This window comes from Serratia sp. X3, assembly GCF_014982455.1.
In the GTDB taxonomy this organism is placed as follows: domain Bacteria; phylum Pseudomonadota; class Gammaproteobacteria; order Enterobacterales; family Enterobacteriaceae; genus Serratia; species Serratia ureilytica.
Map to the genome: position 1 here is coordinate 1,426,779 of NZ_JADCNB010000001.1, position 22,699 is coordinate 1,449,477.

The 22,699-nt window shown below is 61.6% G+C and carries 22 protein-coding genes; 15 read left to right on the forward strand and 7 right to left on the reverse strand.

Annotation, left to right across the window (positions count from 1 at the left end):
• Positions 1–16: 16 nt before the first annotated feature.
• Positions 17–1,153 carry an SRT/SST family class C beta-lactamase gene (blaSRT, locus tag IMX17_RS06605; RefSeq protein WP_193549507.1) on the reverse strand — a complete coding sequence of 379 codons (1,137 nt, stop codon included), beginning with the start codon at positions 1,151–1,153 and terminating at the stop codon, positions 17–19.
• Between the two features lie 206 nt (positions 1,154–1,359).
• On the opposite strand from blaSRT, the gene IMX17_RS06610 reads away from it, so the two are divergent.
• The gene (locus IMX17_RS06610; RefSeq protein ID WP_193549508.1) at positions 1,360–2,241 is read left to right on the forward strand and encodes a LysR family transcriptional regulator; all 882 of its coding nucleotides are present in this window, start codon (positions 1,360–1,362) and stop codon (positions 2,239–2,241) included.
• On the opposite strand, the gene IMX17_RS06615 is transcribed toward IMX17_RS06610, so the two are convergent.
• On the reverse strand, positions 2,238–3,269 hold the full coding sequence (locus tag IMX17_RS06615; RefSeq protein ID WP_033650494.1) for a Mal regulon transcriptional regulator MalI: 1,032 nt from the start codon (positions 3,267–3,269) through the stop codon (positions 2,238–2,240). The two genes, IMX17_RS06610 and IMX17_RS06615, sit on opposite strands and share 4 nt — an antisense overlap.
• A gap of 223 nt (positions 3,270–3,492) precedes the next feature.
• Here IMX17_RS06615 and malX point away from each other — a divergent pair, with 223 nt between their 5' ends.
• Both malX and IMX17_RS06625 read left to right on the forward strand, forming a co-directional pair.
• Positions 3,493–5,112, forward strand: a complete 1,620-nt coding sequence (malX, locus tag IMX17_RS06620) for a maltose/glucose-specific PTS transporter subunit IIBC (protein WP_182264544.1) — start codon at positions 3,493–3,495, stop codon at positions 5,110–5,112.
• Positions 5,105–6,286, forward strand: a complete 1,182-nt coding sequence (locus tag IMX17_RS06625; RefSeq protein WP_182264545.1) for a MalY/PatB family protein — start codon at positions 5,105–5,107, stop codon at positions 6,284–6,286. Before malX ends, IMX17_RS06625 begins: the two co-directional genes overlap by 8 nt.
• Positions 6,287–6,318: 32 nt before the next feature.
• On the opposite strand, the gene IMX17_RS06630 is transcribed toward IMX17_RS06625, so the two are convergent.
• A complete protein-coding gene (locus IMX17_RS06630) occupies positions 6,319–6,687 on the reverse strand; it encodes a hypothetical protein (protein ID WP_033642959.1) in 369 nt (122 codons plus the stop codon).
• Positions 6,684–7,280 (reverse strand): NUDIX domain-containing protein, encoded by a 597-nt coding sequence (locus tag IMX17_RS06635; RefSeq protein ID WP_046686980.1) that lies wholly within the window; start codon positions 7,278–7,280, stop codon positions 6,684–6,686. Before IMX17_RS06635 ends, IMX17_RS06630 begins: the two co-directional genes overlap by 4 nt.
• Before the next feature lie 96 nt (positions 7,281–7,376).
• On the opposite strand from IMX17_RS06635, the gene IMX17_RS06640 reads away from it, so the two are divergent.
• From IMX17_RS06640 to IMX17_RS06650, 3 genes are all read left to right on the forward strand, one after another.
• Complete coding sequence (locus tag IMX17_RS06640; RefSeq protein ID WP_046898460.1) at positions 7,377–8,132, forward strand: DeoR/GlpR family DNA-binding transcription regulator; 756 nt, start codon at positions 7,377–7,379, stop codon at positions 8,130–8,132.
• A gap of 136 nt (positions 8,133–8,268) precedes the next feature.
• The gene (add, locus tag IMX17_RS06645) at positions 8,269–9,267 is read left to right on the forward strand and encodes an adenosine deaminase (RefSeq protein WP_016927887.1); all 999 of its coding nucleotides are present in this window, start codon (positions 8,269–8,271) and stop codon (positions 9,265–9,267) included.
• A gap of 117 nt (positions 9,268–9,384) precedes the next feature.
• Positions 9,385–9,930 (forward strand): AAA family ATPase, encoded by a 546-nt coding sequence (locus tag IMX17_RS06650; RefSeq protein WP_182264547.1) that lies wholly within the window; start codon positions 9,385–9,387, stop codon positions 9,928–9,930.
• An 11-nt stretch (positions 9,931–9,941) separates the two neighbouring features.
• On the opposite strand, the gene IMX17_RS06655 is transcribed toward IMX17_RS06650, so the two are convergent.
• Positions 9,942–10,946, reverse strand: coding sequence for a bile acid:sodium symporter family protein (locus IMX17_RS06655; protein WP_004938453.1), 1,005 nt, complete (start codon positions 10,944–10,946; stop codon positions 9,942–9,944).
• 73 nt (positions 10,947–11,019) lie between these two features.
• Entirely contained in the window at positions 11,020–12,060 is a 1,041-nt protein-coding gene (locus IMX17_RS06660) for an oxidoreductase (RefSeq protein ID WP_182264548.1), read from the reverse strand.
• Positions 12,061–12,284: 224 nt separating this feature from the next.
• Here IMX17_RS06660 and IMX17_RS06665 point away from each other — a divergent pair, with 224 nt between their 5' ends.
• The 4 genes from IMX17_RS06665 (at position 12,285) to rsxC (ending at position 16,205) form a co-directional block, all read left to right on the forward strand.
• Positions 12,285–12,725, forward strand: a complete 441-nt coding sequence (locus tag IMX17_RS06665) for a DUF2569 domain-containing protein (protein WP_004938446.1) — start codon at positions 12,285–12,287, stop codon at positions 12,723–12,725.
• A gap of 135 nt (positions 12,726–12,860) precedes the next feature.
• A complete protein-coding gene (rsxA, locus tag IMX17_RS06670; RefSeq protein WP_004938443.1) occupies positions 12,861–13,442 on the forward strand; it encodes an electron transport complex subunit RsxA in 582 nt (193 codons plus the stop codon).
• Positions 13,442–14,014 (forward strand): electron transport complex subunit RsxB, encoded by a 573-nt coding sequence (rsxB, locus tag IMX17_RS06675; RefSeq protein WP_004938428.1) that lies wholly within the window; start codon positions 13,442–13,444, stop codon positions 14,012–14,014. The genes rsxA and rsxB overlap by 1 nt, the downstream gene beginning before the upstream one ends.
• Positions 14,007–16,205: an electron transport complex subunit RsxC gene (rsxC, locus tag IMX17_RS06680; protein ID WP_193549509.1), complete on the forward strand. Its 2,199-nt coding sequence runs from the start codon at positions 14,007–14,009 to the stop codon at positions 16,203–16,205. Before rsxB ends, rsxC begins: the two co-directional genes overlap by 8 nt.
• Before the next feature lie 33 nt (positions 16,206–16,238).
• On the opposite strand, the gene IMX17_RS06685 is transcribed toward rsxC, so the two are convergent.
• Positions 16,239–17,132: a helix-turn-helix domain-containing protein gene (locus IMX17_RS06685; RefSeq protein ID WP_033642950.1), complete on the reverse strand. Its 894-nt coding sequence runs from the start codon at positions 17,130–17,132 to the stop codon at positions 16,239–16,241.
• Between the two features lie 365 nt (positions 17,133–17,497).
• On the opposite strand from IMX17_RS06685, the gene rsxD reads away from it, so the two are divergent.
• The 5 genes from rsxD to dtpA all read left to right on the forward strand — a co-directional run bounded on the left by rsxD (position 17,498) and on the right by dtpA (position 22,677).
• Positions 17,498–18,583 (forward strand): electron transport complex subunit RsxD, encoded by a 1,086-nt coding sequence (gene rsxD, locus IMX17_RS06690; RefSeq protein WP_033652582.1) that lies wholly within the window; start codon positions 17,498–17,500, stop codon positions 18,581–18,583.
• A gap of 9 nt (positions 18,584–18,592) precedes the next feature.
• Positions 18,593–19,222, forward strand: a complete 630-nt coding sequence (gene rsxG, locus IMX17_RS06695) for an electron transport complex subunit RsxG (protein WP_046898465.1) — start codon at positions 18,593–18,595, stop codon at positions 19,220–19,222.
• Entirely contained in the window at positions 19,219–19,917 is a 699-nt protein-coding gene (locus IMX17_RS06700) for an electron transport complex subunit E (RefSeq protein WP_046898466.1), read from the forward strand. Before rsxG ends, IMX17_RS06700 begins: the two co-directional genes overlap by 4 nt.
• Complete coding sequence (nth, locus tag IMX17_RS06705; protein WP_019455952.1) at positions 19,917–20,558, forward strand: endonuclease III; 642 nt, start codon at positions 19,917–19,919, stop codon at positions 20,556–20,558. Before IMX17_RS06700 ends, nth begins: the two co-directional genes overlap by 1 nt.
• 604 nt (positions 20,559–21,162) lie before the next feature.
• Positions 21,163–22,677: a dipeptide/tripeptide permease DtpA gene (gene dtpA / locus IMX17_RS06710; RefSeq protein ID WP_046898467.1), complete on the forward strand. Its 1,515-nt coding sequence runs from the start codon at positions 21,163–21,165 to the stop codon at positions 22,675–22,677.
• Positions 22,678–22,699 lie beyond the last annotated feature (22 nt).

The window sequence follows — 22,699 nt, forward strand, 5'->3', positions numbered from 1 at the left end:
GACGGCGCCCCCACGATCAGCGCTTATCCAGCGCTTGCACGATGCGGTAAGCCGCCTCGACCCGATCGTCGTTCGGGAACCATTTGTTGGCCAGCATCACCACGGCGATATTTTTCGCCGGGATAAACACCGCGTAGGTGGAGAAACCGCCAGTCGAACCGGTTTTGTTATACCAACCGGCGCGCAGCTCCGGCTGCGGCGGCGTGATGGCGGTGGCCGGCGTGCCGTTCATGATCATCCCGGCGTTGTTGCCCTCGATCAGCCGCGACAGTTTCACCGGGTACGGGTAGTTCTCCCACATCAGATCCTGCGTGAACGCGCCCGCTTTGTAATAGCCGACGTGCGTGGCGGCCAGCGCCTCGCGCCACGGCTGCGCGACCTTCGCCTGCTGCAGGTTGGCGTCCAGGTAACGAATCAGATCGCGGGCGTTGGATTTGATGCCGTAAGATTCAGCGTCCAGCGGGCCGGGATTAACGCGCACCGGCTTATCGTCCTTGTTGTAACCCTGGGCATAGTTGGCTATCTGCGCCGCCGGCACCTGAATGTAGGTGTGGCTCATACCCAACGCCGGCAGCATGCCCTGCTCCATGGCCTGGATAAACGGCCGATCGAGGCTCTTAGCGGCGATCATGCCCAGCATGCCGATGCCGAGGTTGGAATAGACGCGGTAGCTGCCCGCCGGGTGTTTAGGCTGCCAGGCCCGGTAGTAAGCCATCAGTTGGGCGTTGTCGGTCACGTCGTCCGGCACGAACAGCGGCAGGCCGGATGTGTGGGTCGCCAGATTCAGCAGGCTGACGCCGTCGAAGGCGCTGCCGCGCAGCTCAGGCAGATAATGGCTGGCCGGATCGCTGAACGACAGCTTGCCCTGCTGCTGCGCATAGACCGCCAGCGTCGCGGTGAAGGTTTTGCTCAGCGACCCCACCTCGAACAGCGTCTGCTCGGTGATCGGTTTGCCGGTCTGCTTCGAGGCGACGCCATACGGGTAAATCTGCTGTTTGCCATCGACCGATACGGCGATCGCCATGCCCGGCACGCCGTATTTTTTCATCAGCGGCTGAATAACGGCGTCGATATCCTGCTGCTGCGCGGCGTGCGCGGTCGGCAAGATCAGTGCGGCGATCAGCGCGGCCGCCAGGCGGTTCATTTTCGTCATGATAGAGGCTCTTCGGTTGCAGGGCATCGGCCGCGGCCAAAAGTTTTTATTGGCGTTGCTCACGGCGCACTCCCTGATGGATGATGTCATTCCTTTACGGGCTCCGCCAATCTTGCGGTAGCCGCGCCAAATATCGGTTTTTGCCGCCGGGTTGACAAGCGATAATAATTTCAGCCAGCATAAAGAAAAACTTATGGCTATTAACAATGCGCAACCGACTTCCCCTCAACGCCCTGCGGGCGTTCGAATCCTCCGCCCGCCACCTGAACTTCACCCGCGCCGGTCTGGAGCTGCGCGTCACTCAGGCCGCCGTCAGCCAGCAGGTGCGCATGCTGGAAGAACAGCTGGGCATTCAGCTGTTCCGCCGCCTGCCGCGCGGGTTGGATCTGACCGAAGAGGGCCAGGCGCTGCTGCCGGTGTTGAGCGACGCTTTCGATCGCATCGAGGCGGTGTTGCAGCAGTTCGAAGGCGGGCATTTCCACGAAGTGCTGACAGTGGCGGTGGTCGGCACCTTCGCCGTCGGCTGGCTGATGCCGCGGCTGGCGGCGTTCCGCGCGGCACATCCGTTCATCGATCTGCGGGTGCTGACCCACAACAACCTGGTCAATCTGTCGGCCGACGGCATGGATTTCGCCATCCGTTTCGGCGAAGGTTTATGGCCCGCCACCCGCAATATCAAGCTGTTCGACGCGCCGCTGACGGTGCTCTGCTCGCCGGCGGTCGCCGCGCGCTTGCATACGCCGCAGGATCTGCAACACGAACTGCTGATGCGCACTTACCGCCAGGATGAATGGGAACGCTGGTTCACGGCTGCGCAGGTGACGCCGTGGCGAATCAACGGCCCGGTGTTCGACTCATCGAGGCTGATGGTGGAAGGCGCGCTCCAGTGCGACGGCGTGGCGCTGGCGCCGGTCAGCATGTTCCGCCGCGAACTGGCCGCCGGCGCGCTGCAGCGGCCGTTCGCCGCCGAGGCCGCGCTCGGCGCCTACTGGCTGACCCATTTGAAATCGCGGGATCTGACGCCGGCGATGAAGGCCTTTATCGGCTGGATTAGCCGCGAAGCGGAAGAGGAACAGCGGCGGGACTAAGCGGAGCCACGCCGGATCAGCGTCGGCGGCAAAATGACGTTCTGCGCGGGCAGATCGGCGTCATTGATGCGCTGCAGCAGGCGCGCGGCGGCGCTGCGCCCCACTTCCCGCGCCGAGCTGGAGACAAAGGTCAGCGGCGGTTCGGTCAGCTCGGCCTCCGGCACGTCGCCGAAACCGATCAGCGCCACCTGCCGGCCGTAGTAGGCGTCGACCCCGTCCGAACCGATGCTGCGGCCGCTGCGCGTCAGGCCAAAATAGGCGCCAAGCGCCACCGAAGCCTTGTGGCAAACGACAGCGGTGATATTCGGGTAGTGGCGCAGTAGCTGTTCCGCCGCTTCCGCCGCCTCACGCTGCCGGCAATCGCACTCGACGATCCATTCGCTGCGAAACGGCAGGCCGTACTGCAACAGCGTGGCGCAAAATCCGCCCAACCTTTCGGCGCGCGTCAACGAGTCGCTCTGGCCACCGAGATAAGCAATCTGGCTGTGCCCGCGTTTGATCAAAAATTCGGTAGCCAGCTTGGCGGCCTGCATATTGTCCGGCCGCACCACGTCCACGCCCTCGAGACCGCTGGAGCGCGCCACGCACACCAGCGGCACGCCCTGCTCGGCCGCCTTTTCCTTCAGCCCGGCCGCCGCGCGAATGCCGCCCGCCAGCACGATGCCGTCGACGCCCTGCGCCAGCAGCGCGTCAAACGCCCGCTGCAGCCCCTGACCATCGCGCCCGCTCTGGGTTAAAAACAGCAGTTTGTCATGCGCCTCCAGCGCTTCGCTCAGCCCGGCGGTCATTTCGGCATAAAAAGGTTCGCAAATGTCGCGCAGGATCAGGCCTATCACCCCGGATTCACCGCCGCGCAGCGTCGCCGCCTGGCGATTGCGCACGTAACCCAGCTGCTCTATCGCCTGATTGACCTTCTCGACGGTGGTCGGCGAAATCCGCCCCTTGCCGCTCAATACCAAGGAAACCGTGGTGACCGAAACGCCCGCCTGTTGCGCCACATCGGTAATGGTGATCTTTTTGATGCTCATAGTCTCTGCGAACCCGTTCCTGGGCAACCCGCGCCGTAGCGATCAAGGGTATACCGAATCCGTCAATGCAGTAAAACGTTTTACTGCCCGCCGCATTGTCGCCAAAAACCGGGCGACAGATTTGTGATTGGCGGCGCATTTTTGCTAGGTAAAACGTTTTATCTTCTTTTTACCTAATCAGCAGTCCCCTTTTTGCTCGTCTTTTCGCCAGGAGAAGTCGGTTATGTCAGCAGCCAATAAACCCAAAATCACCCTCTGGGAGTTCTTCCAGAGCCTGGGCAAAACATTCATGTTGCCCGTCGCCTTGCTCTCTTTCTGCGGCATCATGCTGGGGATCGGCAGCTCGCTGAGCAGCCGCGACGTGATCACCCTGATGCCGTTTATCGGCCATCCGATCTTCCAGCTGATCTTCACCTGGATGAGCAAGATAGGCTCCTTCGCCTTCAGCTTCCTGCCGGTGATGTTCGCCATCGCCATTCCGCTGGGCATGGCGCGCGACAACAAGGGCGTCGCCGCCTTCTCCGGCTTCGTCGGCTTCGCCGTGCTGAATCTGGCCACCAACTTCTACCTGACCGCCGCCGGCGTGCTGCCCACCAGCGATCCGCTGGTGCTGAAGGCCAACAACATCCAAAACATTCTCGGCATTCAGTCGATCGACACCGGCATCCTCGGCGCAGTGATCGTCGGCATCATCGTGTATCTGCTGCATGAACGTTTCCATACCATCCGGCTGCCGGATGCGCTGGCCTTCTTCGGCGGCACCCGCTTTGTGCCGATCGTGACCACCGTGGTGCTGGGCCTGTGCGGCCTGGTGATCCCGCTGGTCTGGCCGTGGTTCGCCGCCGGCATTAACGGCCTGGGCCGCGTCATCAACGGCGCCGGCATCTTCGGGCCGATGATTTTCGGCACCGGCGAACGCCTGCTGCTGCCGTTCGGCCTGCATCACATTCTGGTGGCGCTGATCCGCTTTACCGAGGCGGGCGGCACGATGGAGGTGTGCGGCCACAGCGTCAGCGGCGCCCTGACCATCTTCCAGGCGCAGCTCTCCTGCCCGACCACCACCGGTTTCGCCGAAAGCGCCACCCGCTTCCTGTCGCAGGGTAAAATGCCGGCGTTCCTCGGCGGCCTGCCGGGCGCGGCGCTGGCGATGTACCACTGCGCCAAACCGGAGAACCGCCATAAAATCAAAGGGCTGTTGATCTCCGGCGTGGTGGCCTGCGTGGTTGGCGGCACCACCGAGCCGATCGAGTTTCTGTTTCTGTTCGTCGCGCCGTTCCTTTATCTGATCCATGCGCTGCTCACCGGGTTGGGCTTTACCGTCATGGCGCTGCTGGGCGTGACCATCGGCAACACCGACGGCAACATTATCGACTTCGTGGTGTTCGGCATTCTGCACGGCACCGCCACCAAGTGGTATCTGGTGCCGGTGGTGGCCGCCGTCTGGTTCGTCGGCTATTACGCCATTTTCCGCTTCGCCATCCAGCGCTTTAACATCAAAACGCCGGGCCGTGAGAGCGACGGCGCCGTCACCCCAAACGCGCCGAGCGGCGCGGCGGGCAAATCCGGCTACAATGTGCCGGCGATTTTGGCGGCGCTCGGCGGCCCGGACAACATCATTACGCTGGACAACTGCATCACCCGCCTGCGCCTGTCGGTCAACGACATGAACCAGGTGGACGACGCGGCGCTGAAGGCCAACCGCGCCATCGGCGTGGTGCATCTCAACGATCATAATCTGCAGGTAGTGATCGGCCCGCAGGTGCAATCGGTGAAGGATGAATTAGACTCACTGATAGCCACGGCGCGCCCTGCCGCGGCGCTGCAGGGAGCCACCCATGTTTGATTTCTCCACCCCGATCGACCGCCACGGCACCTGGTGCACCCAGTGGGATTACATCGCCGATCGCTTCGGCAGCGCAGACCTGCTGCCGTTCACCATCTCCGATATGGATTTCGCCACCGCGCCGTGCATTCTCGAGGCGCTGCAACAGCGCCTGCAGCATGGCGTGCTGGGCTACAGCCGTTGGCAGCATGAGGATTTTCTCGGCGCGCTGCGCCACTGGTATCAACAACGTTTCAACACCGCTATCGACACCGCAACGGCGGTGTACGGCCCTTCCGTTATCTACATGGCGGCGCAGCTGATCCGCCAATGGTCCGTGCCGGGCGACTACGTGGTGACCCATACCCCGGCCTACGACGCCTTCTATAAGGTGATCCTCGCCAACCAGCGCCAGCTGCTGGCCTGCCCGCTGCACAAGGCCGCAGATGACTGGCGCTGCGACATGGCGCACCTCGAAGCGCTGCTGGCGCGGCCGCAGACCAAGATCCTGCTGCTGTGCAGCCCGCATAATCCCACCGGTAAAGTGTGGCGCCGCGAAGAGCTGCAGCAGATGGCCGAACTGTGCGAACGCCACGACGTGAGGGTGATCAGCGATGAGATCCACATGGACATGGTCTGGGGTGAACACCGCCATACGCCCTGGAGCCAGGTGGCGACCGGCGCCTGGGCCTTGCTGACCTCCGGCTCCAAGAGTTTTAACATTCCGGCGCTGACCGGCGCCTACGGTTTTATCAGCGACGACGCCAGCCGCGAAGCCTATTTCCAGCAGCTCAAATCCCGTGACGGCCTCTCCTCGCCGGCGGTGCTGGCGGTGGCGGCTCACGTAGCCGCCTATCGGCGCGGTGAACCCTGGCTGGATGCCCTGCGCGACTATCTGCAGGATAACCTGACCTACGTCGCCGAACGGCTGGCGGAGGCGTTTCCCGCGCTGGGCTGGCGCCCGCCGCAGGCCACCTATCTGGCCTGGATCGATCTGCGGCCGCTGGCCGTGGACGATCGGGCGCTGCAGCAGGTGCTGATCGAGCGTGAAAAGGTGGCGATCATGCCGGGCTTTACCTACGGCGAAGAAGGCCGCGGGTTCCTGCGCCTCAACGTCGGCTGCCCGCGCAGCAAGCTGGAAGCCGGCATGGACAAGCTGATCGCCGGGTTGAAGTTTGTGCTGGACGAGCAATAACGCGAGGGGGCGAGCCTCTGCCCGCCCCTCGGTTACGCCTGAACAGACGGGATTTCCTCCAGATGACGATAGACCGTCAATCCCCATTCGTTAGCCAACCGCACGTCGTTATCGGCCCCCACAGACGCCCCTTCGATGCGATACACCGCCTGACACTGCGCAATCAGTCGGTGAGCCACCGGGTAAAGAAACGCCTCGCTGACCGCATCGCCAACCTGAGTGGAACCGGCCGCGGCCGCCAAAGGCAGCGCCAGCCACTCGCCGATCACCGGCACGTGCCCCCGCTGGTAAACCGCCAGCGCCGCCTGTTCGAGGCGCGCCAGATTGGCGGCGATACGCTGCGGATCGCCATCGGTGCCGCTGCGATAAGGGCCGGCGATCAAGATTTGTTGTGCTTTCATCGTTGTTCCTCCAACGTCCGATTTAATGCGACAAACTGCAGCAGCATGATGGTTTTGGCGTCAACGATCGTACCCTGACGAACCGCCTGCAGGGCCTGCGCCAGCGGCAGCTCGATCACCTCCAAATCTTCCCCCTCCGCCGCCAGCCCGCCGCCCTCGTTGAGGCGATCGCTCGCCTGATATTCACCGACGAAAAAGTGCAGCTTTTCGGTGACCGAGCCAGGGCTCATGTACGCCTCAAACACTTTCTCCACGTTCTGCACGAAGTAGCCGGTTTCCTCTTCAACTTCGGCGCGGATGCGCGCCTCCGGCGACGCGTCGTCCAATAGCCCGGCGGCGGCCTCAATCAGCATGCCGTCATGACCGTTGACGAACACTGGAAAGCGGAACTGGCGCGTCAGGATCACCGTCTGCGCCTGCCGATTGAACAGTAAAATGGTGGCGCCGTCGCCGCGGTCGTAAGTCTCACGGCTCTGCCGCTGCCAAACGCCGTCGCGCCGCAAAAAATCAAAGGTGGTTTTTTTCAGCAGGTACCAGTCATCGGACAACACCCGGGTTTCGACAATGCGAACCCTGTCTTTGGTGGCTATCATCGGTTTACTCCGCCAGAGGAAGGAAATTGATACTATCGTGCAGTTTCGTGTATGATCAAGATATTTCGTGCATAGCAAATTTGAGAGGAAATGGCCATGTTGACCAGCCAGCGCAAGAAGATCATTTTGGAAAAACTGGCCCAGGATGGTCAGGTCTTGGCCAAACAGCTCAGCGAGCTGTTCGGGCTGTCGGAAGATACAGTCCGGCGCGATCTGCGTGAACTGGACGCCGACGGGTTGCTGCAACGGGTGCATGGCGGCGCCCTGCCGGTTTCTTCCGCCATCGCCAGCTTCGCCGAACGCAATCGCTTGGAATCCGGCGCCAAACGCGCGATCGCCAAAGCGGCGGCGGCGCTGATCGCCCCCGGCCAGGTGGTGATCATCGACGGCGGCACCACCTCCGCAGAGCTGGTCAGGCAACTGCCGGCCAACCTCAATGCCACCATCGTCACCCACAGCCCCAGCGTCGCCGTGGGGTTAGTCGATCACCCTACCGTCGAGGTGATCCTGATCGGCGGCCGACTGTATAAGCATTCAATCGTCAGCGTCGGCGCCGCCGCCGTAGAAGCGATGTCACATATCCGCGCCGATATTTATTTCATGGGCGTGACCGGCGTGCACCCCACCGCAGGGCTGAGCACCGGCGATCTGGAAGAAGCCTACATCAAGCGAGCGCTGGCGGCCCGTGCGGCGGAAACCGTGGTGCTGGCTTCCGCCGCCAAGCTTAATGCCGCCTCGCAGTATGCGATCGGTGATATTACGCTGGCGCACACCATCATCGTTGAACGCGCCACCGACGACGCATTGATCGCGCCGTTGCAGCAGGCGGGCGTCAGCGTGTTGAAAGCCTGATTCACGACGATAATGCGATATATCGCGCATTATTTGTGATTCACATCACTTTTTTATGCAACGAGATGGCAAGTTTCATTCATTTGTTTTTATACTGTTCTGCACTTTACCTACGATAAATTAGCGAGTGCCCAGCATGATCGATCCCCGCCTACCGCTTACCGACATTCACCGCCATCTCGACGGCAACATCCGCGCGCAGACCATTCTCGACCTCGGCCGTCAGTTCAATCTCGCCCTGCCGGCCAACGATTTGGAGAGCCTGCGCCCGCACGTGCAGATCACCCATGCCGAACCGGATCTGGTCAGCTTCCTGCAGAAACTGGACTGGGGCGTGGCGGTGCTGGGCGATCTGGACGCCTGCCGCCGGGTGGCATACGAAAACGTCGAGGACGCCGCCAACGCCGGCCTGCACTATGCCGAGCTGCGTTTCTCCCCTTACTACATGGCGATGAAGCATCAACTGCCCGTCGCCGGCGTGGTGGAAGCGGTGATCGACGGGATCCGTTCGGGCTGCCGCGATCGTGACATCGACATTCGCCTGATCGGCATCATGAGCCGCACCTTCGGTGAAGCCGCCTGTCTGCAGGAACTGGAAGGATTACTGGCGCACCGCGACGGTATTACCGCGCTGGATTTGGCGGGCGATGAGCTGGGCTTCCCCGGCAGCCTGTTCCTCAGCCACTTCAACCGCGCCCGCGACGCCGGCCTGCGCATCACCGTGCACGCGGGCGAAGCCGCCGGCCCGGAAAGCATCTGGCAGGCGATCCGCGAGCTGGGCGCCGAACGTATCGGCCACGGGGTGAAAGCGGTCGAAGATCCGGCGCTGATGGACTTCCTGGCGGAACACGGCATCGGCATCGAATCCTGCCTGACCTCCAACATCCAGACCAGCACCGTGCCGTCGCTGGCGCAGCATCCGCTGGCCACCTTCCTGCGCCACGGCGTGCTGGCGTCGATCAACACCGACGATCCGGCGGTTCAGGGCATCGAGATCGAGCATGAATACCGCGTCGCCGCGCCGCAGGCCGGGCTGACGCCGGAAGAAATCCGCACCGCGCAGGAAAACGGCCTGAAGCTGGCCTTCCTCAGCGAGCAGGAAAAACAGGCGCTGCGCGCCAAAGTTCAGGGCTAAATCCTCCCAGGCGCCAAACGGCGCCTTCTTCTCATCCCTCTCCCCGCCGTCTTCTTCCGACTGCTCGTCTTTATCGCTGTGTTACCCCATGACTCTGCTGCAAGAGAGGAATTTCGCATGTCTGACAAAACACGCCGCATCGTGCTGACCGGCGGCCCGGGTTCGGGTAAAAGCACGCTCATCGACGTTCTTCATCGCCGCGGCTTTCCGCACTCGCAGGAAGCCGGCCGGGCGATTATTCAGGATCAGATGAGTATCGGCGGCCATGCGCTGCCGTGGGGCGATCGCCAGGCCTTCGCCGAGCGGATGCTCGATTGGGAACTGCGCTCATGGGGCGAAGCGACGGGCGCAACATGCTGGTTCTTCGATCGCGGCCTGCCGGATATCGCCGGTTACCTGACGCTGTGCGGATTATCGATCCCCGCGCATTTGACGGCGGCGATCGGCGCCTTTCGCTATGCCGAAAGGGTGTTCATCGCCCCGCCGTGGCAAGCGATCTATGCGCAGGACAGCGAAAGAAAACAATCTTTCGCCGAAGCCGAGCTGACCTACCGGGCGATGGTGGCCGTCTATCGCCGCTATGGCTATCAGCTGCAAGAACTGCCGCGCGCCTCACCGGACGAGCGTGCCGACTTTCTGCTCGACGCGCTGGGCCACCGTTAGCGGCCTGCGGCCTATTTGGCCGCCAGCGCCTCCGCCTCGGCCCGCTGTTTCGCGGTTTTACGCGCATAGCGCTGCGCCAGCACCGCGCACACCATCAGCTGAACCTGGTGGAAAATCATCAGCGGCAGCACCATCGCGCCCACCGCCGCAGCCGGGAACAGCACGTTGGCCATCGGGATGCCGTTCGCCAGGCTCTTTTTCGAACCGCAGAAGACGATGGTGATTTCATCGGCGGTGTTAAAGCCCAGCCAGCGCGCTGCATAGGTGTTGATCACCAGCACCACCGTCAGCAGCACCAGCGACATCACCAGGATGGTCAGCAGCGACCAGCCGTCGATACGGTGCCAAATCCCTTCCACCACCGCCGCGCTGAACGCGGTATACACCACCAGCAGGATCGACGAACGGTCGGTCAGGTTAATCAGTTTGCGATGGCGGTCGATCCACTTGCCGATCAATGGCCGCGCCAGGTGGCCGATCACGAACGGCACCATCAATTGCAGAATGATCGAACCGATGGCGTGCAGCACGTCGGTATTGCCGCCCTGGGTATGCATCAACGCGCCCACCAGCAGCGGCGACAGGAACACGCCAAGAATGCTCGACGCCGAGGCGCTGCAGATCGCTGCCGCCACGTTGCCGCCCGCCGCCGAGGTAAAGGCGATGGCCGACTGCACCGTGGCCGGCAGCGCGCACAGATAGAGGAAGCCGAGATAGACCGTCGGCGTCATGATGCCCGGCACCAACAGGTTCATCGCCAGCCCGAGCAGCGGGAACAGCGCAAAGGTGCTGAGGAACACCAGCAGATGCAGCTTCCAGTGACTCATGCCGGCGACGATTGCCTCACGCGACAGCTTGGCGCCGTGCATAAAGAACAGCAGCGCGATGGCGGCGGTGGTCAGGTGTTCAAAGAAGGTTTTCCAGATGCCTTCGCAGGGGAACAGCGAGGCGACGATCACCACCAAAATCAGAACCAGCAAAAATTTATCAATGCGCAAACGCTGCAACCAGGACATGAAACGAATTTCCTTGCACGTAGAGTCATAAAAAGGCCCGACGTTGCGCCGGGCCACAGAAAAGTGGGCGGGATCAGACCACCGGCAGCGCCTGCTGCAGCCGGGCCGATTCCAGCCCCAGTTCGATCAATGCCATCACCGCGATCGCGTCGGCGGCCGGCACCGGGTTTTCGCCTATGCCGGCAATCGCGTCGCGCACCGCCGCGTAATAAGCCGGGTAGTTGCCGGGAATAGTGAGCAGCGGCTGTTCCGCCAGCAGGTCACCGCGTGACAGCGTCACCACACCCTCGCGCATGTCATAGCCCCAGTCGGCCTGCGGCAAGCGTTCGCCGGCCTTCAGCCGGTCTTCCTGCGGATCCAGGCCGTATTTGACATAGCTGCCGCGGGTGCCGTGCACCACGTAACGCGGGCTCTCCGCCGCCGCCAGCATGCTGGCGTGCAGCACCACACGGCGATCGCCATAGCTCAACAGCGCGTGGAAATAGTCCACCGCCTGCGCCCCCGGCCGCAGCTCACCCAGATCGACAAACAGCCGCTCGGGTTTGCCGAAGAGTTGCAGCGCCTGATCGAGCAGATGCGGCCCCAAATCGAACCAGATGCCGCTGCCGACGCCGCCCTGTTCGCGCCAGCGCTGACGCACCTGTGGCCGAAAACGATCGAAGTGCGACTCGAAGTACACCACCTCGCCCAACGAACCGTCGTTCAGCAGCGCTTTGAGGGTCAGGAAATCGCTGTCCCAGCGACGGTTGTGGAACACCGACAACAGCAAACCGCTCTGCTGCGCCTGCTGCTGCAGCGCCTGGGCTTGTGACAATGTCACGGTAAACGGTTTGTCCACTACCACGTGCTTGCCGGCGGCCAGCGCCTGTTGCGCTAGCGGGAAATGGGTATCGTTGGGGGTAGGAATCACGATCAGATCGAGGGCCGGATCGGCGAACAGCGCCTGCGCATCGCCCACCACCGTCATCGACGGCCAGTCCGCGCGCACTTTACCGGCATCGCTGCTGGAAACGGCGGCCAGTTCCAGGCCCGGCGTACCGGCGATCAACGGCGCATGAAAGGTTTTGCCGGCGTAGCCGTAACCGACCAGCCCGACACGAATTTTCTCAGCCATGGGATTTCCTCTTGCAGGCTCACGACAGACCCTTTCGATTTGACACCATGCGGCCGGCTGGAACAAGAAGTAAATGAGATGTTAATTCGAAGCGGGGTCGGAGTAGCCAAACGTGCGGCCCGGCCCCGCGACGCCGGGCTATCCGGTTGATAGGGATGACGAAGCCGGTATTACCCGCTAAGCTATGCCGCCTGTGATCCCCGATTCAATCAGGAAGCCGTTTTATGTCTCAAGCTGAATACTCTCGTATCGGCGGTTGGTTGCTGGCCCCGCTGGCCTATCTGATCGTCACCCTGCTCAGCGCCAGCCTGATGCTGCTCCTGTACGCCATGGCGATCTTCATGCCCGAGTCGCGCGACTATCTGTTGACCAACGCCCAGGCGTTTACCCTGCAATGGTACTTTTCGGTGCTGACCACGCTCTTGATGTGGGGCTTCACCCTGTGGCTGGTGTTTCTGTTTTGCCAGCGGTCGCAGCGCTTCCCTAAACTGTTCTTGTTATGGCTGCTGATCACGGTGATCCTGGCGGTGAAAGCCTTCGCCTTCGCGCCGGTGCCGGATGAAGTGGCGGTGCGCAGCCTCGGCTGGCCGCTGCTGATGGCGGCGCTGCTGGTGCCTTACATCAAGCGTTCGCAGCGGGTCAAAGGGACCTTTACCGAACGTTAACGGCGATTGCAGCACGTTTTATTGGGTAATTTGTGTAAATTTTCACCAAAAAAGGCAATACCCCTGCGATTCATATGTTGTCGTCCGGCCGCCGATTCCCGATAATAGGCGGCTTTTATTTTTTTAGGCATCGCAATGACCGAATACCTGCTCCTGTTTGTCGGCACCGTACTGGTGAACAACTTCGTTCTGGTGAAGTTTCTTGGCCTGTGCCCGTTCCTTGGCGTTTCCAAGAAGCTGGAAAGCGCCATCGGCATGGGAATGGCCACCACCTTCGTCATGACGCTGGCCTCCGTCAGCGCCTGGGTGATCAACACCTTTATTCTGGTTCCGCTGGATCTGGTGTATCTGCGCACGCTCTCCTTCATTTTGGTGATCGCCGTGGTGGTGCAGTTCACCGAGATGGTGGTGCGCAAGACCAGCCCGGCGCTCTATCGCCTGCTGGGCATCTTCCTGCCGCTGATCACCACCAACTGCGCGGTGCTGGGCGTGGCGTTGCTTAACGTCAACCTCGGTTATAACTTCCTGCAGTCCGCCGTTTACGGTTTCAGCGCCGCCGCCGGTTTCTCGCTGGTGATGGTGCTGTTCGCCGCCATTCGCGAACGTCTGGCGGTGGCCGACGTGCCGGCGCCGTTCCGCGGCTCCTCGATCGCACTGATCACCGCCGGGCTGATGTCGTTGGCCTTTATGGGCTTTACCGGGCTGGTGAAATTCTAATGACTGCGTTGTGGATAGCTATCGCGGCCTTGAGCGCGCTCGGGCTGCTGTTCGGACTGGTGCTGGGCTACGCCGCGCGCCGTTTTGAAGTGGAAGAGGATCCGGTCGCCGAGCAGGTCGACGCGATCCTGCCGCAGAGCCAGTGCGGCCAGTGCGGCTACCCCGGCTGCCGCCCCTATGCCGAGGCGGTGGCCAACGGCGAGATGATCAATAAATGCGCGCCGGGCGGCGAACAGGTGATGCTGAAACTGGCGGAGCTGCTCAACGTGGAGCCGCAGCCGCTGGGCAGCGAAGCCGCCGCCGAGCCGGAGCGTAAAGTGGCCTATATCGACGAGGCCAACTGCATCGGCTGCACCAAGTGCATTCAGGCTTGCCCGGTTGACGCCATCGTCGGCGCCACCCGCGCCATGCATACCGTCATTACCGACCTCTGTACCGGCTGCGATCTGTGCGTCGCCCCTTGCCCTACCGACTGTATTGAAATGAGACCGGTCGCCACCACCACCGCCAACTGGAAGTGGGACATGAAGACGATCCCGGTGCAAGTGATCCACGTGGAGCAACATGCTTAATCTGTTCGCCGCCTTTAAAAAAGACCGGATCTGGGATTTCGACGGCGGGATCCATCCACCGGAAATGAAGACTCAGTCGAGCGGCGCGCCGCTGCGTGTCGCCCCTCTGCCCAAAACCTTTATCATTCCGCTGCAGCAGCATCTGGGGCCGGAAGGCGAACTGTGCGTCAACGCCGGCGATCGAGTGTTGAAAGGGCAGCCGCTGACCGTCGGCCGCGGGCGCACCGTGCCGGTGCACGCCCCGACCTCGGGCACCGTTAGCGCCATCACGCCGCACATCACCGCTCACCCTTCCGGGCTGTCGGAGCTGTGCGTGATTATCGAGGCAGACGGCGAAGACCGCTGGTGCGAGCGCGAGCCGGTAGCGGATTACCGCCAATCGCCCGCCGCGGAGCTGATTCAACGTATTCATCAGGCCGGCATCGCCGGTCTGGGGGGCGCCGGTTTCCCGACCGCCAGTAAACTGCAAGGCGGCATGAGCGGCGTGGAAACGCTGATCCTCAACGCCGCCGAGTGCGAGCCTTACATCACCGCCGACGATCGCCTGATGCAGGAACATGCCGATCAGATCGTTGAAGGCACGCAGATCCTGCAACACATTCTGCAGCCCAAGGTCACGCTGATCGGCATTGAAGACAACAAGCCGGAGGCGATCGCGGCGCTGAAACAGGCGTTGCGCGGCCAGTCCGGCATTGCCCTGCGCGTCATCCCCACCAAATACCCGTCCGGCGGCGCCAAGCAGCTGACCAAGATTTTGACCGGCAAGGAAGTGCCGCACGGCAAGCACTCCTCCGCTATCGGCGTGCTGATGCAAAACGTCGGCACCGCCTTCGCCATCAAGCGGGCGATCGTCGACGGCGAACCGTTGATTGAGCGCGTGGTGACCCTGACCGGCGAGGCGGTCGAGCGCCCTGGCAACCTGTGGGCGCGCATCGGCACGCCGGTGCAGCACCTGCTTGACTTCGTCGGTTTCCGTCCGCAGGCGCAGCAGATGGTGGTGATGGGCGGCCCGCTGATGGGCTTTACCCTGCCCGCGCTGAACGTGCCGATCGTCAAGATCAGTAACTGCATTCTGGCGCCGACGGTCGATGAAATGACGCCGCAAGAGCCGGAGCAATCCTGCATCCGCTGCGGCCTGTGCGTGGACGCTTGCCCTGCCGGGCTGCTGCCGCAACAGCTGTACTGGTTCAGCCGCGGGCAGGAGCACGACAAGGCGCGCAACCATAACCTGTTCGACTGCATCGAATGCGGCGCCTGCGCGTTCGTCTGCCCCAGCAACATTCCGCTGGTGCAGTACTACCGGCAGGAAAAGGCCGAAATCAAGGCTATCGATTTGGAAGCGGCGCGCACCGCCGAGGCCAAGGCGCGTTACGAGGCCAAGCTGGCGCGTCTGGAGCGCGAGAAACTGGCGCGCGAAGAGCGGCACAAAAAGGCCGCCGTCAAACTGACCGACGACGATCAGGGGGCGGTACAGGCCGCACTGGCGCGCGTACGCAGCAAGAATGCCGAAGCGGCGGTTACGCCGGTCGACGGCCAGCAGCCTGACAACAGCGAGATGATCGCCGCCCGCGAAGCGCGTAAAGCGCAGGCGCGTGAACGGCGCGCCCAGTTGGCGGACGAAGCGGAACAAGCCTCGCCGGCAACCTCCGGCGACGACGCGCGTAAGGCCGCCGTGGCCGCGGCGCTGGCCCGCGTGAAGGCGCGCAAAGAGGCACCGGCCGCAGACATCACCGCCCCTGCCGCGGCAGTGGACGATCCACGTAAAGCGGCGGTCGCCGCCGCCCTGGCTCGCGTGAAGGCCAAGAAAGCGGCGCAGCAGGCAGGCGCTCCGGCTGAGGCAGAACCGGCTCCGGCTGCCGCCGAGGACGATCCGCGCAAGGCGGCGGTTGCGGCGGCTATCGCCCGCGCCAAAGCCAAGAAAGCGGCGCAGCAGGCGGACGCTCCTGCCGAGACAGAACCGGCTCCGGCTGTCGCCGAAGAAGATCCGCGCAAGGCGGCGGTCGCGGCGGCTATCGCCCGCGCTAAAGCCAAGAAAGCGGCGCAGCAGGCGGACGCTCCTGCCGAGACAGAACCGGCTCCGGCTGCCGCCGAAGACGATCCGCGCAAGGCGGCGGTCGCGGCGGCTATCGCCCGCGCCAAAGCCAAAAAAGCCGCCAGAGAATCGCTGGCGGCGGAAACGGAAGACAAATGATGACGGCGGCGCCTGGCCTACGCCGGGCGCCGTTTAATCGATAGAGATCAGATAGGTGTAGTCCACCTCAATCTGACGCAGTTTGGACTCCGGGTTCCACTCTTTGGTTTGAATGATCTCCATTTCCATACTGCCGCGCACCTTATCCTTCAGCCCCGGCATCACATGCGACACCAGATAACCGAAAAACTGCAGACACTCCTTCGCCGTGCCCTTATGGTTGATGGAGATAAACTCGCGGCTCGGCAGATGGATGGTGTCTATCTGATGATTGGAAAGAATGTCCTTTTTATGTTCAGGATCGACCGCCATCACCAGCGTGGACGACAGCTCGTCGCCTTCCCCGGCCTGCGGGCAATAGATGCTGTAAATTCGCCGGCAGTCGACGTGCAACCCCTTGAAGAAGTCATTAAAAATCTCGTCCTTCATCGCCATGCAGGACGCGTACTCCAGCTCTTGTTCGGAGGCGAAATCCAGCCGGCGCGAGAAGCCGACCAGCTGCATCTCGGGCAGCGTCAGCCGCTTCACTTCCGGATAATATCCCGCGCCGTAGCTGGCTTCGAAGTTAAAGCGCGGCATCAGGTTTTTCACGTCCCAGTGCTCCATTGAGCGGTAGCGATTGGGCGTGGTGCCGAAGCGCTGCTTGAACATGCGAGTAAAGGTCTGCTGCGAGTCGAAGCCCAGCTCATCGGAGATGTCGATGATGGAGCGACGGGTGATGCGCAGCGCCACCGCGGCGCGCGTCAGGATGCGCGAACGGATATAGGTGGCGAGTTGAATGCCGGTAATACGCTTGAATTTACGCTGCAGATGCCACTTGGAGTAGCCCGAAATACGCGCGACTTCATCCAGGTTTGGCCGTTTCTCCAGATGTATCTCCACCCACTCAATTAGCTCTTCAATAAAAAAAATGTCTTCATTTGTCATTATTATGGATTCACTGACTCAATAATGTTCGCGATAGTAACCTACACGTATTATGTGAAAGTTGTTATTTTGTGCGGAAATCTGGACAAAAATGATTTTTCATTCATACGGTTACCCCATTTCTCAGGGGCGATAGCGGCACAAGTTCCACAGACAATTCCTCACGTTAGCCCATTTTCCGGCCAAAAAAAAATCAAATCGCGCCACGCCGATCTCAACGGGTGCGAAAAGCCGAATACCCCTATCATTAAGGCGTATTACCCTCGCATCGAATCAGGTAGAATGCTCGGCTATTATTTTTGCCGCGCCCGCAATTCGGCGCATCGAAACTGCCGCAGGCGCGGCGCAGAAGGTATCGTTACTCTATGAAGTTCAGGCCGGTATCACCCACAGCCGCCAAAGGCTTACACATCGCCAGCTCGCCGTTCACCCACAACCAGCAAAGCACCAGCCGCATTATGCTGTGGGTAATGTTGGCCTGCATTCCCGGCATCGCAGCACAGATTTGGTTCTTCGGTTACGGGGTGCTGATTCAGGTGGCGCTGGCGGCGATCGTCGCGCTGGCCGCAGAAGGCGCGATCCTCAGGCTGCGCAAGCTGCCGGTGCGCAGCCGGCTGGCGGACAACTCCGCACTGCTGACCGCGCTGCTGCTCGGCATCAGCCTGCCGCCGCTGGCCCCGTGGTGGATGATCGTCATCGGCACCTTCTTCGCCATCGTCATCGCCAAACAGCTGTACGGCGGCCTTGGGCAGAACCCGTTCAACCCGGCGATGGTCGGTTACGTGGTGCTGCTGATCTCCTTCCCGGTGCAGATGACCAGCTGGTTGCCGCCGGATGAGCTGCGCGCCACCGCGCTATCGTTCCACGACACGCTGCTGGCCATTTTCAGCGGCCATACCGCTCAGGGCGCGACGCTGCACGAATTGCAGATGGGCGTTGACGGCATCAGCCAGGCGACGCCGCTCGACGGCTTCAAAACCGGTTTGCGCAGCGGCCACAGCGTTGAACAGGTGTTGCAGCAGCCGCTGTTCGGCGGCGCGCTGGCGGGCATCGGCTGGCAGTGGGTCAACCTCGGCTTTCTGGCCGGCGGCCTGTTTATGCTGGCGCGCCGCCTGATCCACTGGCAGATCCCCTTCAGCATGTTGGCCGCCATCGCCTTCTGCTCCGGTCTGGCCTGGTGGCTCGATCCGGCGCATCAGGCTTCGCCGCTGATCCACCTGTTCTCCGGCGCCAGCATGCTGGGCGCGTTCTTTATCGCCACCGACCCGGTCAGCGCCTCCACCACGCCGAAGGGCCGTTTAATCTACGGCGCGCTGATCGGCGTGCTGGTCTGGCTGATCCGCGTTTATGGCGGCTACCCTGACGGCGTGGCCTTCGCCGTGCTGCTCGCCAACATCACCGTCCCGTTAATCGACCACTACACGCAGCCGCGCGTGTACGGCCATCGCTAAGGAGCCGCCATGCTGAATTCCATGAGAAAGCACGGCACCACGCTGGCGGTGTTTGCGGCGGTCACCACCGGCCTCACCGCCGTGGTCTACGCCCTGACGAAAACCACCATCGCGCATCAGGCGGCGCTGCAGCAAAAAGCCCTGCTCGATCAGGTGGTGCCGCCGGAAAATTACGACAACGTCATGCAGAACGAATGTTTCCTGGTTAGCGATCCGGCGCTGGGCGACGGCGCGCCACACCGTTTATACCTGGCGCGCAAAAACGGGCAACCGACCGCCGCCGCGCTGGAAGCCACCGCGCCGGACGGTTACTCCGGCGCCATCAAGCTGCTGGTCGGCGCCGATTTCAACGGCACGGTACTCGGCACCCGAGTGATTGAACACCATGAAACCCCGGGGCTGGGCGACAAGATCGAACTGCGCATTTCCGACTGGATTTCCTTCTTCAGCGGCAAGAAAATCGACGGCCCGGACGACAAACGCTGGGCGGTGAAGAAAGACGGCGGCATGTTCGACCAATTCACCGGCGCCACCATCACCCCGCGTGCGGTGGTCAATGCGGTGCGCCGCACGGCGTTGTATATGGAAACGCTGCCGCCTAAACTTGAAAGCTTACCTGCGTGTGGAGCCAGCGAATGAGTGAAGCCAAAGAATTGATCGTCCAGGGGTTGTGGAAGAACAACTCCGCCCTGGTGCAGCTGCTGGGCATGTGCCCGCTGCTGGCGGTGACCTCCACCGTCACCAACGCGCTGGGCCTGGGGCTGGCCACCACGCTGGTGCTGACGCTCACCAACGCCTCCATCTCCGCGGTGCGCCGCTGGGTGCCAAGCGAAGTGCGTATTCCGATCTACGTCATGATCATCGCCGCGGTGGTGAGCATCGTGCAGATGCTGATCAACGCCTATGCCTTCGGTCTGTATCAGTCGCTCGGCATTTTTATTCCGTTGATCGTGACCAACTGCATCGTCGTGGGCCGCGCCGAAGCGGTGGCCGCCAAGAAACCGGTCGGCCTCTCGGCGCTGGACGGCATGGCCATCGGCCTCGGCGCCACCGGCGTCATGGTGACGCTGGGTTCAATGCGCGAACTGCTGGGCAATGGCACGCTGTTTGACGGCGCCGATCAACTGCTGGGCGGCTGGGCCAAATCGCTGCGCATCGAAGTGGTGCACTTCGACAGCCCGTTCCTGCTGGCCATGCTGCCGCCAGGCGCCTTTATCGGCCTGGGCCTGCTGTTGGCGGTCAAGTATCTGATAGACGAAAGAATGAAGGCGCGCAAAGCCCGCGCCGTGGCGGCGGAAACGCTGCTTGAACAAGGACGTGCTGAGAAGGCCTGATGAACAAGCAGAAGAGACTGGAAATTCTGACCCGGCTGCGCGACAACAATCCGCACCCGACCACCGAACTGGTGTACACCACGCCGTTTGAGCTGCTGATCGCGGTATTGCTGTCTGCGCAGGCCACCGACGTGAGCGTCAACAAGGCGACCGCCAAACTCTATCCGGTCGCCAACACCCCCGCCGCCATGCTGGCGCTGGGGGTTGATGGCGTCAAGGAGTACATCAAGACCATCGGTCTGTTCAACAGCAAGGCCGAAAACGTGATCAAGACCTGCCGCATGCTGCTGGAGCTGCACGGCGGCGAAGTGCCGGAAGATCGCGCCGCGCTGGAGGCGCTGCCGGGCGTTGGCCGCAAAACCGCCAACGTGGTGCTCAACACCGCCTTCGGCTGGGCGACCATCGCCGTGGACACCCATATCTTCCGGGTGTGCAACCGCACCCACTTTGCGCCGGGCAAGAACGTCGATCAGGTGGAGGAGAAGCTGTTGAAGGTGGTGCCCGCCGAATTCAAGGTTGATTGCCATCACTGGCTGATCCTGCACGGACGCTACACCTGCATCGCGCGCAAACCGCGCTGCGGCTCCTGCATCATCGAAGACCTGTGCGAATATAAAGAAAAGGTTTATCCGGAATCCTGAGTCCGTTGGGTGCGGCAAACCGCACCCGCCGCCTCCTCTTCCCTCGCCAACGCCGCTTTTTTATCGAAAATGTGATATCGCGCAGCAGTAACCCCGGCGTTATCGCGGTTTTCAGTAAGAAACCCATCGCAGCGTTATTTTCAAGCAAAAAATTAGTCGAAAATTGCGGTGAACGTCACGCTTTCAGGATCACAAGGCGTTCACAAATGCCAGTTCCGTTTTCCTGAATTTCTATAATTTTACAAATCGCGCCATATACACAACATTCCAACGGATTAATAACCTCACGTACACTGATGCGCTAAAAAATAGCAATTCAGCAGAATATATCACTGTTTAAAATTCGTATAGCTTTTAGTCAAAACAAAAAATCGATAAACCATTAAAAGCCGAAAGTTAATACTGCATAACATTTGCAACATCGCGGCATAATCCTGCCGGCGTTAAATGTAACCGAATATGACAAACTGCTTGCCACGTTGACAAAGATAGTGAACATTAACCGCCGTCCCCATCCTATAACAACGCAAAAGGATGCCGTTCCGCATCAACTTTTGTACTTTCCCGTCCCCTAAAGACGGGCTGCGAAAAAACAGAGGTACCCGTGTCAACAGCAAACAACCAACACCAGGAGAGCGTGAGCCTTAACGCGTTCAAACAACCGAAAGCATTCTATCTGATCTTCTCGATCGAACTGTGGGAGCGCTTCGGCTATTACGGCCTGCAAGGCATCATGGCGGTTTATCTGGTCAAGATGCTCGGTCTGAGCGAAGCCGACTCCATCACCCTGTTCTCTTCTTTCAGCGCCCTGGTATACGGCTTCGTCGCCATTGGCGGCTGGCTGGGCGACAAGGTGCTGGGCGCCAAACGCGTGATCGTGCTCGGCGCGCTGGTGCTGGCCGCCGGTTACGCCATGGTGGCCTACTCCGGCCACAACATCTTCTGGGTCTACCTGGGCATGGCGACCATTGCCGTGGGCAGCGGCCTGTTCAAGGCTAACCCGTCCTCCCTGCTCTCCACCTGCTATGAGAAAGACGACCCGCGTATCGACGGCGCCTTCACCATGTACTACATGTCGGTGAACATCGGTTCCTTCTTCTCCATGCTGGCTACCCCGTGGCTGGCGGCGAAGTACGGCTGGAGCGTGGCGTTCTCCCTGAGCGTGGTCGGCATGCTGATCACCCTGGTCAACTTTATGATGTGCCACAAGTGGGTGAAGAAAAACGGCTCCAGGCCTGACTTCAAGCCGCTGCATCTGCCGAAACTGCTGATGGTGCTGGTCGGCATCGTGGCGTTGGTCGCCGTGTCCAGCTGGCTGCTGCACAACCAGGTGATCGCGCGCTGGGCGCTGGCCTTCATCTCCGCCGGGATCGTGATCGTGTTCGCTAAGGAAGCCTTCGCCCTGCATGGCGCCGCACGCCGTAAAATGATCGTCGCCTTCCTGCTGATGCTGGAAGCGGTGGTGTTCTTCGTGCTGTACAGCCAGATGCCGACGTCGCTGAACTTCTTCGCCATCCACAACGTGGAGCACAGCATCTTCGGCGTCGCCTTCGAGCCGGAGCAGTACCAGGCGCTGAACCCGTTCTGGATCATGCTCGCCAGCCCGATTCTGGCCGCGTTGTATAACAAGATGGGCGATCGCCTGCCGATGCCGCACAAGTTCGCTTTCGGCATGATCCTGTGCTCCTGCGCCTTCCTGGTGCTGCCATGGGGCGCCAGCTTCGCCAACGAACAGGGCATCGTGTCGGTCAACTGGCTGATCCTGAGCTACGCGCTGCAGAGCATCGGCGAGCTGATGATTTCCGGTCTGGGCCTGGCGATGGTGGCGCAGCTGGTGCCGCAGCGTCTGATGGGCTTCATCATGGGCTCCTGGTTCCTGACCACCGCCGCCGCGGCGCTGATCGCCGGTAAAGTCGCCGGTCTGACCGCCGTCCCGAGCGACATCAACGACGCGCACGCTTCGCTGGCCATCTACAGCCATGTGTTTATGCAAATCGGCATCGCCACCGCCGTCATCGCCATCCTGATGATGCTGACCGCGCCGAAACTGTACCGCATGACGCTGGACACCAGCGAAGACCTGAATCAGAAAGCGCAGGAAGCCACGGCGGCCCACTGAGTGCCTACGGATTGAGCGTAAG

Bases quoted from the DNA above. Each gene is read 5' to 3' on its own strand.
- blaSRT (WP_193549507.1), bottom strand. From the start codon at position 1,153: ATGACGAAAATGAACCGCCTGGCGGCCGCGCTGATCGCCGCACTGATC.
- IMX17_RS06610 (WP_193549508.1), top strand. From the start codon at position 1,360: ATGCGCAACCGACTTCCCCTCAACGCCCTGCGGGCGTTCGAATCCTCC.
- IMX17_RS06615 (WP_033650494.1), bottom strand. From the start codon at position 3,269: ATGAGCATCAAAAAGATCACCATTACCGATGTGGCGCAACAGGCGGGC.
- malX (WP_182264544.1), top strand. From the start codon at position 3,493: ATGTCAGCAGCCAATAAACCCAAAATCACCCTCTGGGAGTTCTTCCAG.
- IMX17_RS06625 (WP_182264545.1), top strand. From the start codon at position 5,105: ATGTTTGATTTCTCCACCCCGATCGACCGCCACGGCACCTGGTGCACC.
- IMX17_RS06630 (WP_033642959.1), bottom strand. From the start codon at position 6,687: ATGAAAGCACAACAAATCTTGATCGCCGGCCCTTATCGCAGCGGCACC.
- IMX17_RS06635 (WP_046686980.1), bottom strand. From the start codon at position 7,280: ATGATAGCCACCAAAGACAGGGTTCGCATTGTCGAAACCCGGGTGTTG.
- IMX17_RS06640 (WP_046898460.1), top strand. From the start codon at position 7,377: ATGTTGACCAGCCAGCGCAAGAAGATCATTTTGGAAAAACTGGCCCAG.
- add (WP_016927887.1), top strand. From the start codon at position 8,269: ATGATCGATCCCCGCCTACCGCTTACCGACATTCACCGCCATCTCGAC.
- IMX17_RS06650 (WP_182264547.1), top strand. From the start codon at position 9,385: ATGTCTGACAAAACACGCCGCATCGTGCTGACCGGCGGCCCGGGTTCG.
- IMX17_RS06655 (WP_004938453.1), bottom strand. From the start codon at position 10,946: ATGTCCTGGTTGCAGCGTTTGCGCATTGATAAATTTTTGCTGGTTCTG.
- IMX17_RS06660 (WP_182264548.1), bottom strand. From the start codon at position 12,060: ATGGCTGAGAAAATTCGTGTCGGGCTGGTCGGTTACGGCTACGCCGGC.
- IMX17_RS06665 (WP_004938446.1), top strand. From the start codon at position 12,285: ATGTCTCAAGCTGAATACTCTCGTATCGGCGGTTGGTTGCTGGCCCCG.
- rsxA (WP_004938443.1), top strand. From the start codon at position 12,861: ATGACCGAATACCTGCTCCTGTTTGTCGGCACCGTACTGGTGAACAAC.
- rsxB (WP_004938428.1), top strand. From the start codon at position 13,442: ATGACTGCGTTGTGGATAGCTATCGCGGCCTTGAGCGCGCTCGGGCTG.
- rsxC (WP_193549509.1), top strand. From the start codon at position 14,007: ATGCTTAATCTGTTCGCCGCCTTTAAAAAAGACCGGATCTGGGATTTC.
- IMX17_RS06685 (WP_033642950.1), bottom strand. From the start codon at position 17,132: ATGACAAATGAAGACATTTTTTTTATTGAAGAGCTAATTGAGTGGGTG.
- rsxD (WP_033652582.1), top strand. From the start codon at position 17,498: ATGAAGTTCAGGCCGGTATCACCCACAGCCGCCAAAGGCTTACACATC.
- rsxG (WP_046898465.1), top strand. From the start codon at position 18,593: ATGCTGAATTCCATGAGAAAGCACGGCACCACGCTGGCGGTGTTTGCG.
- IMX17_RS06700 (WP_046898466.1), top strand. From the start codon at position 19,219: ATGAGTGAAGCCAAAGAATTGATCGTCCAGGGGTTGTGGAAGAACAAC.
- nth (WP_019455952.1), top strand. From the start codon at position 19,917: ATGAACAAGCAGAAGAGACTGGAAATTCTGACCCGGCTGCGCGACAAC.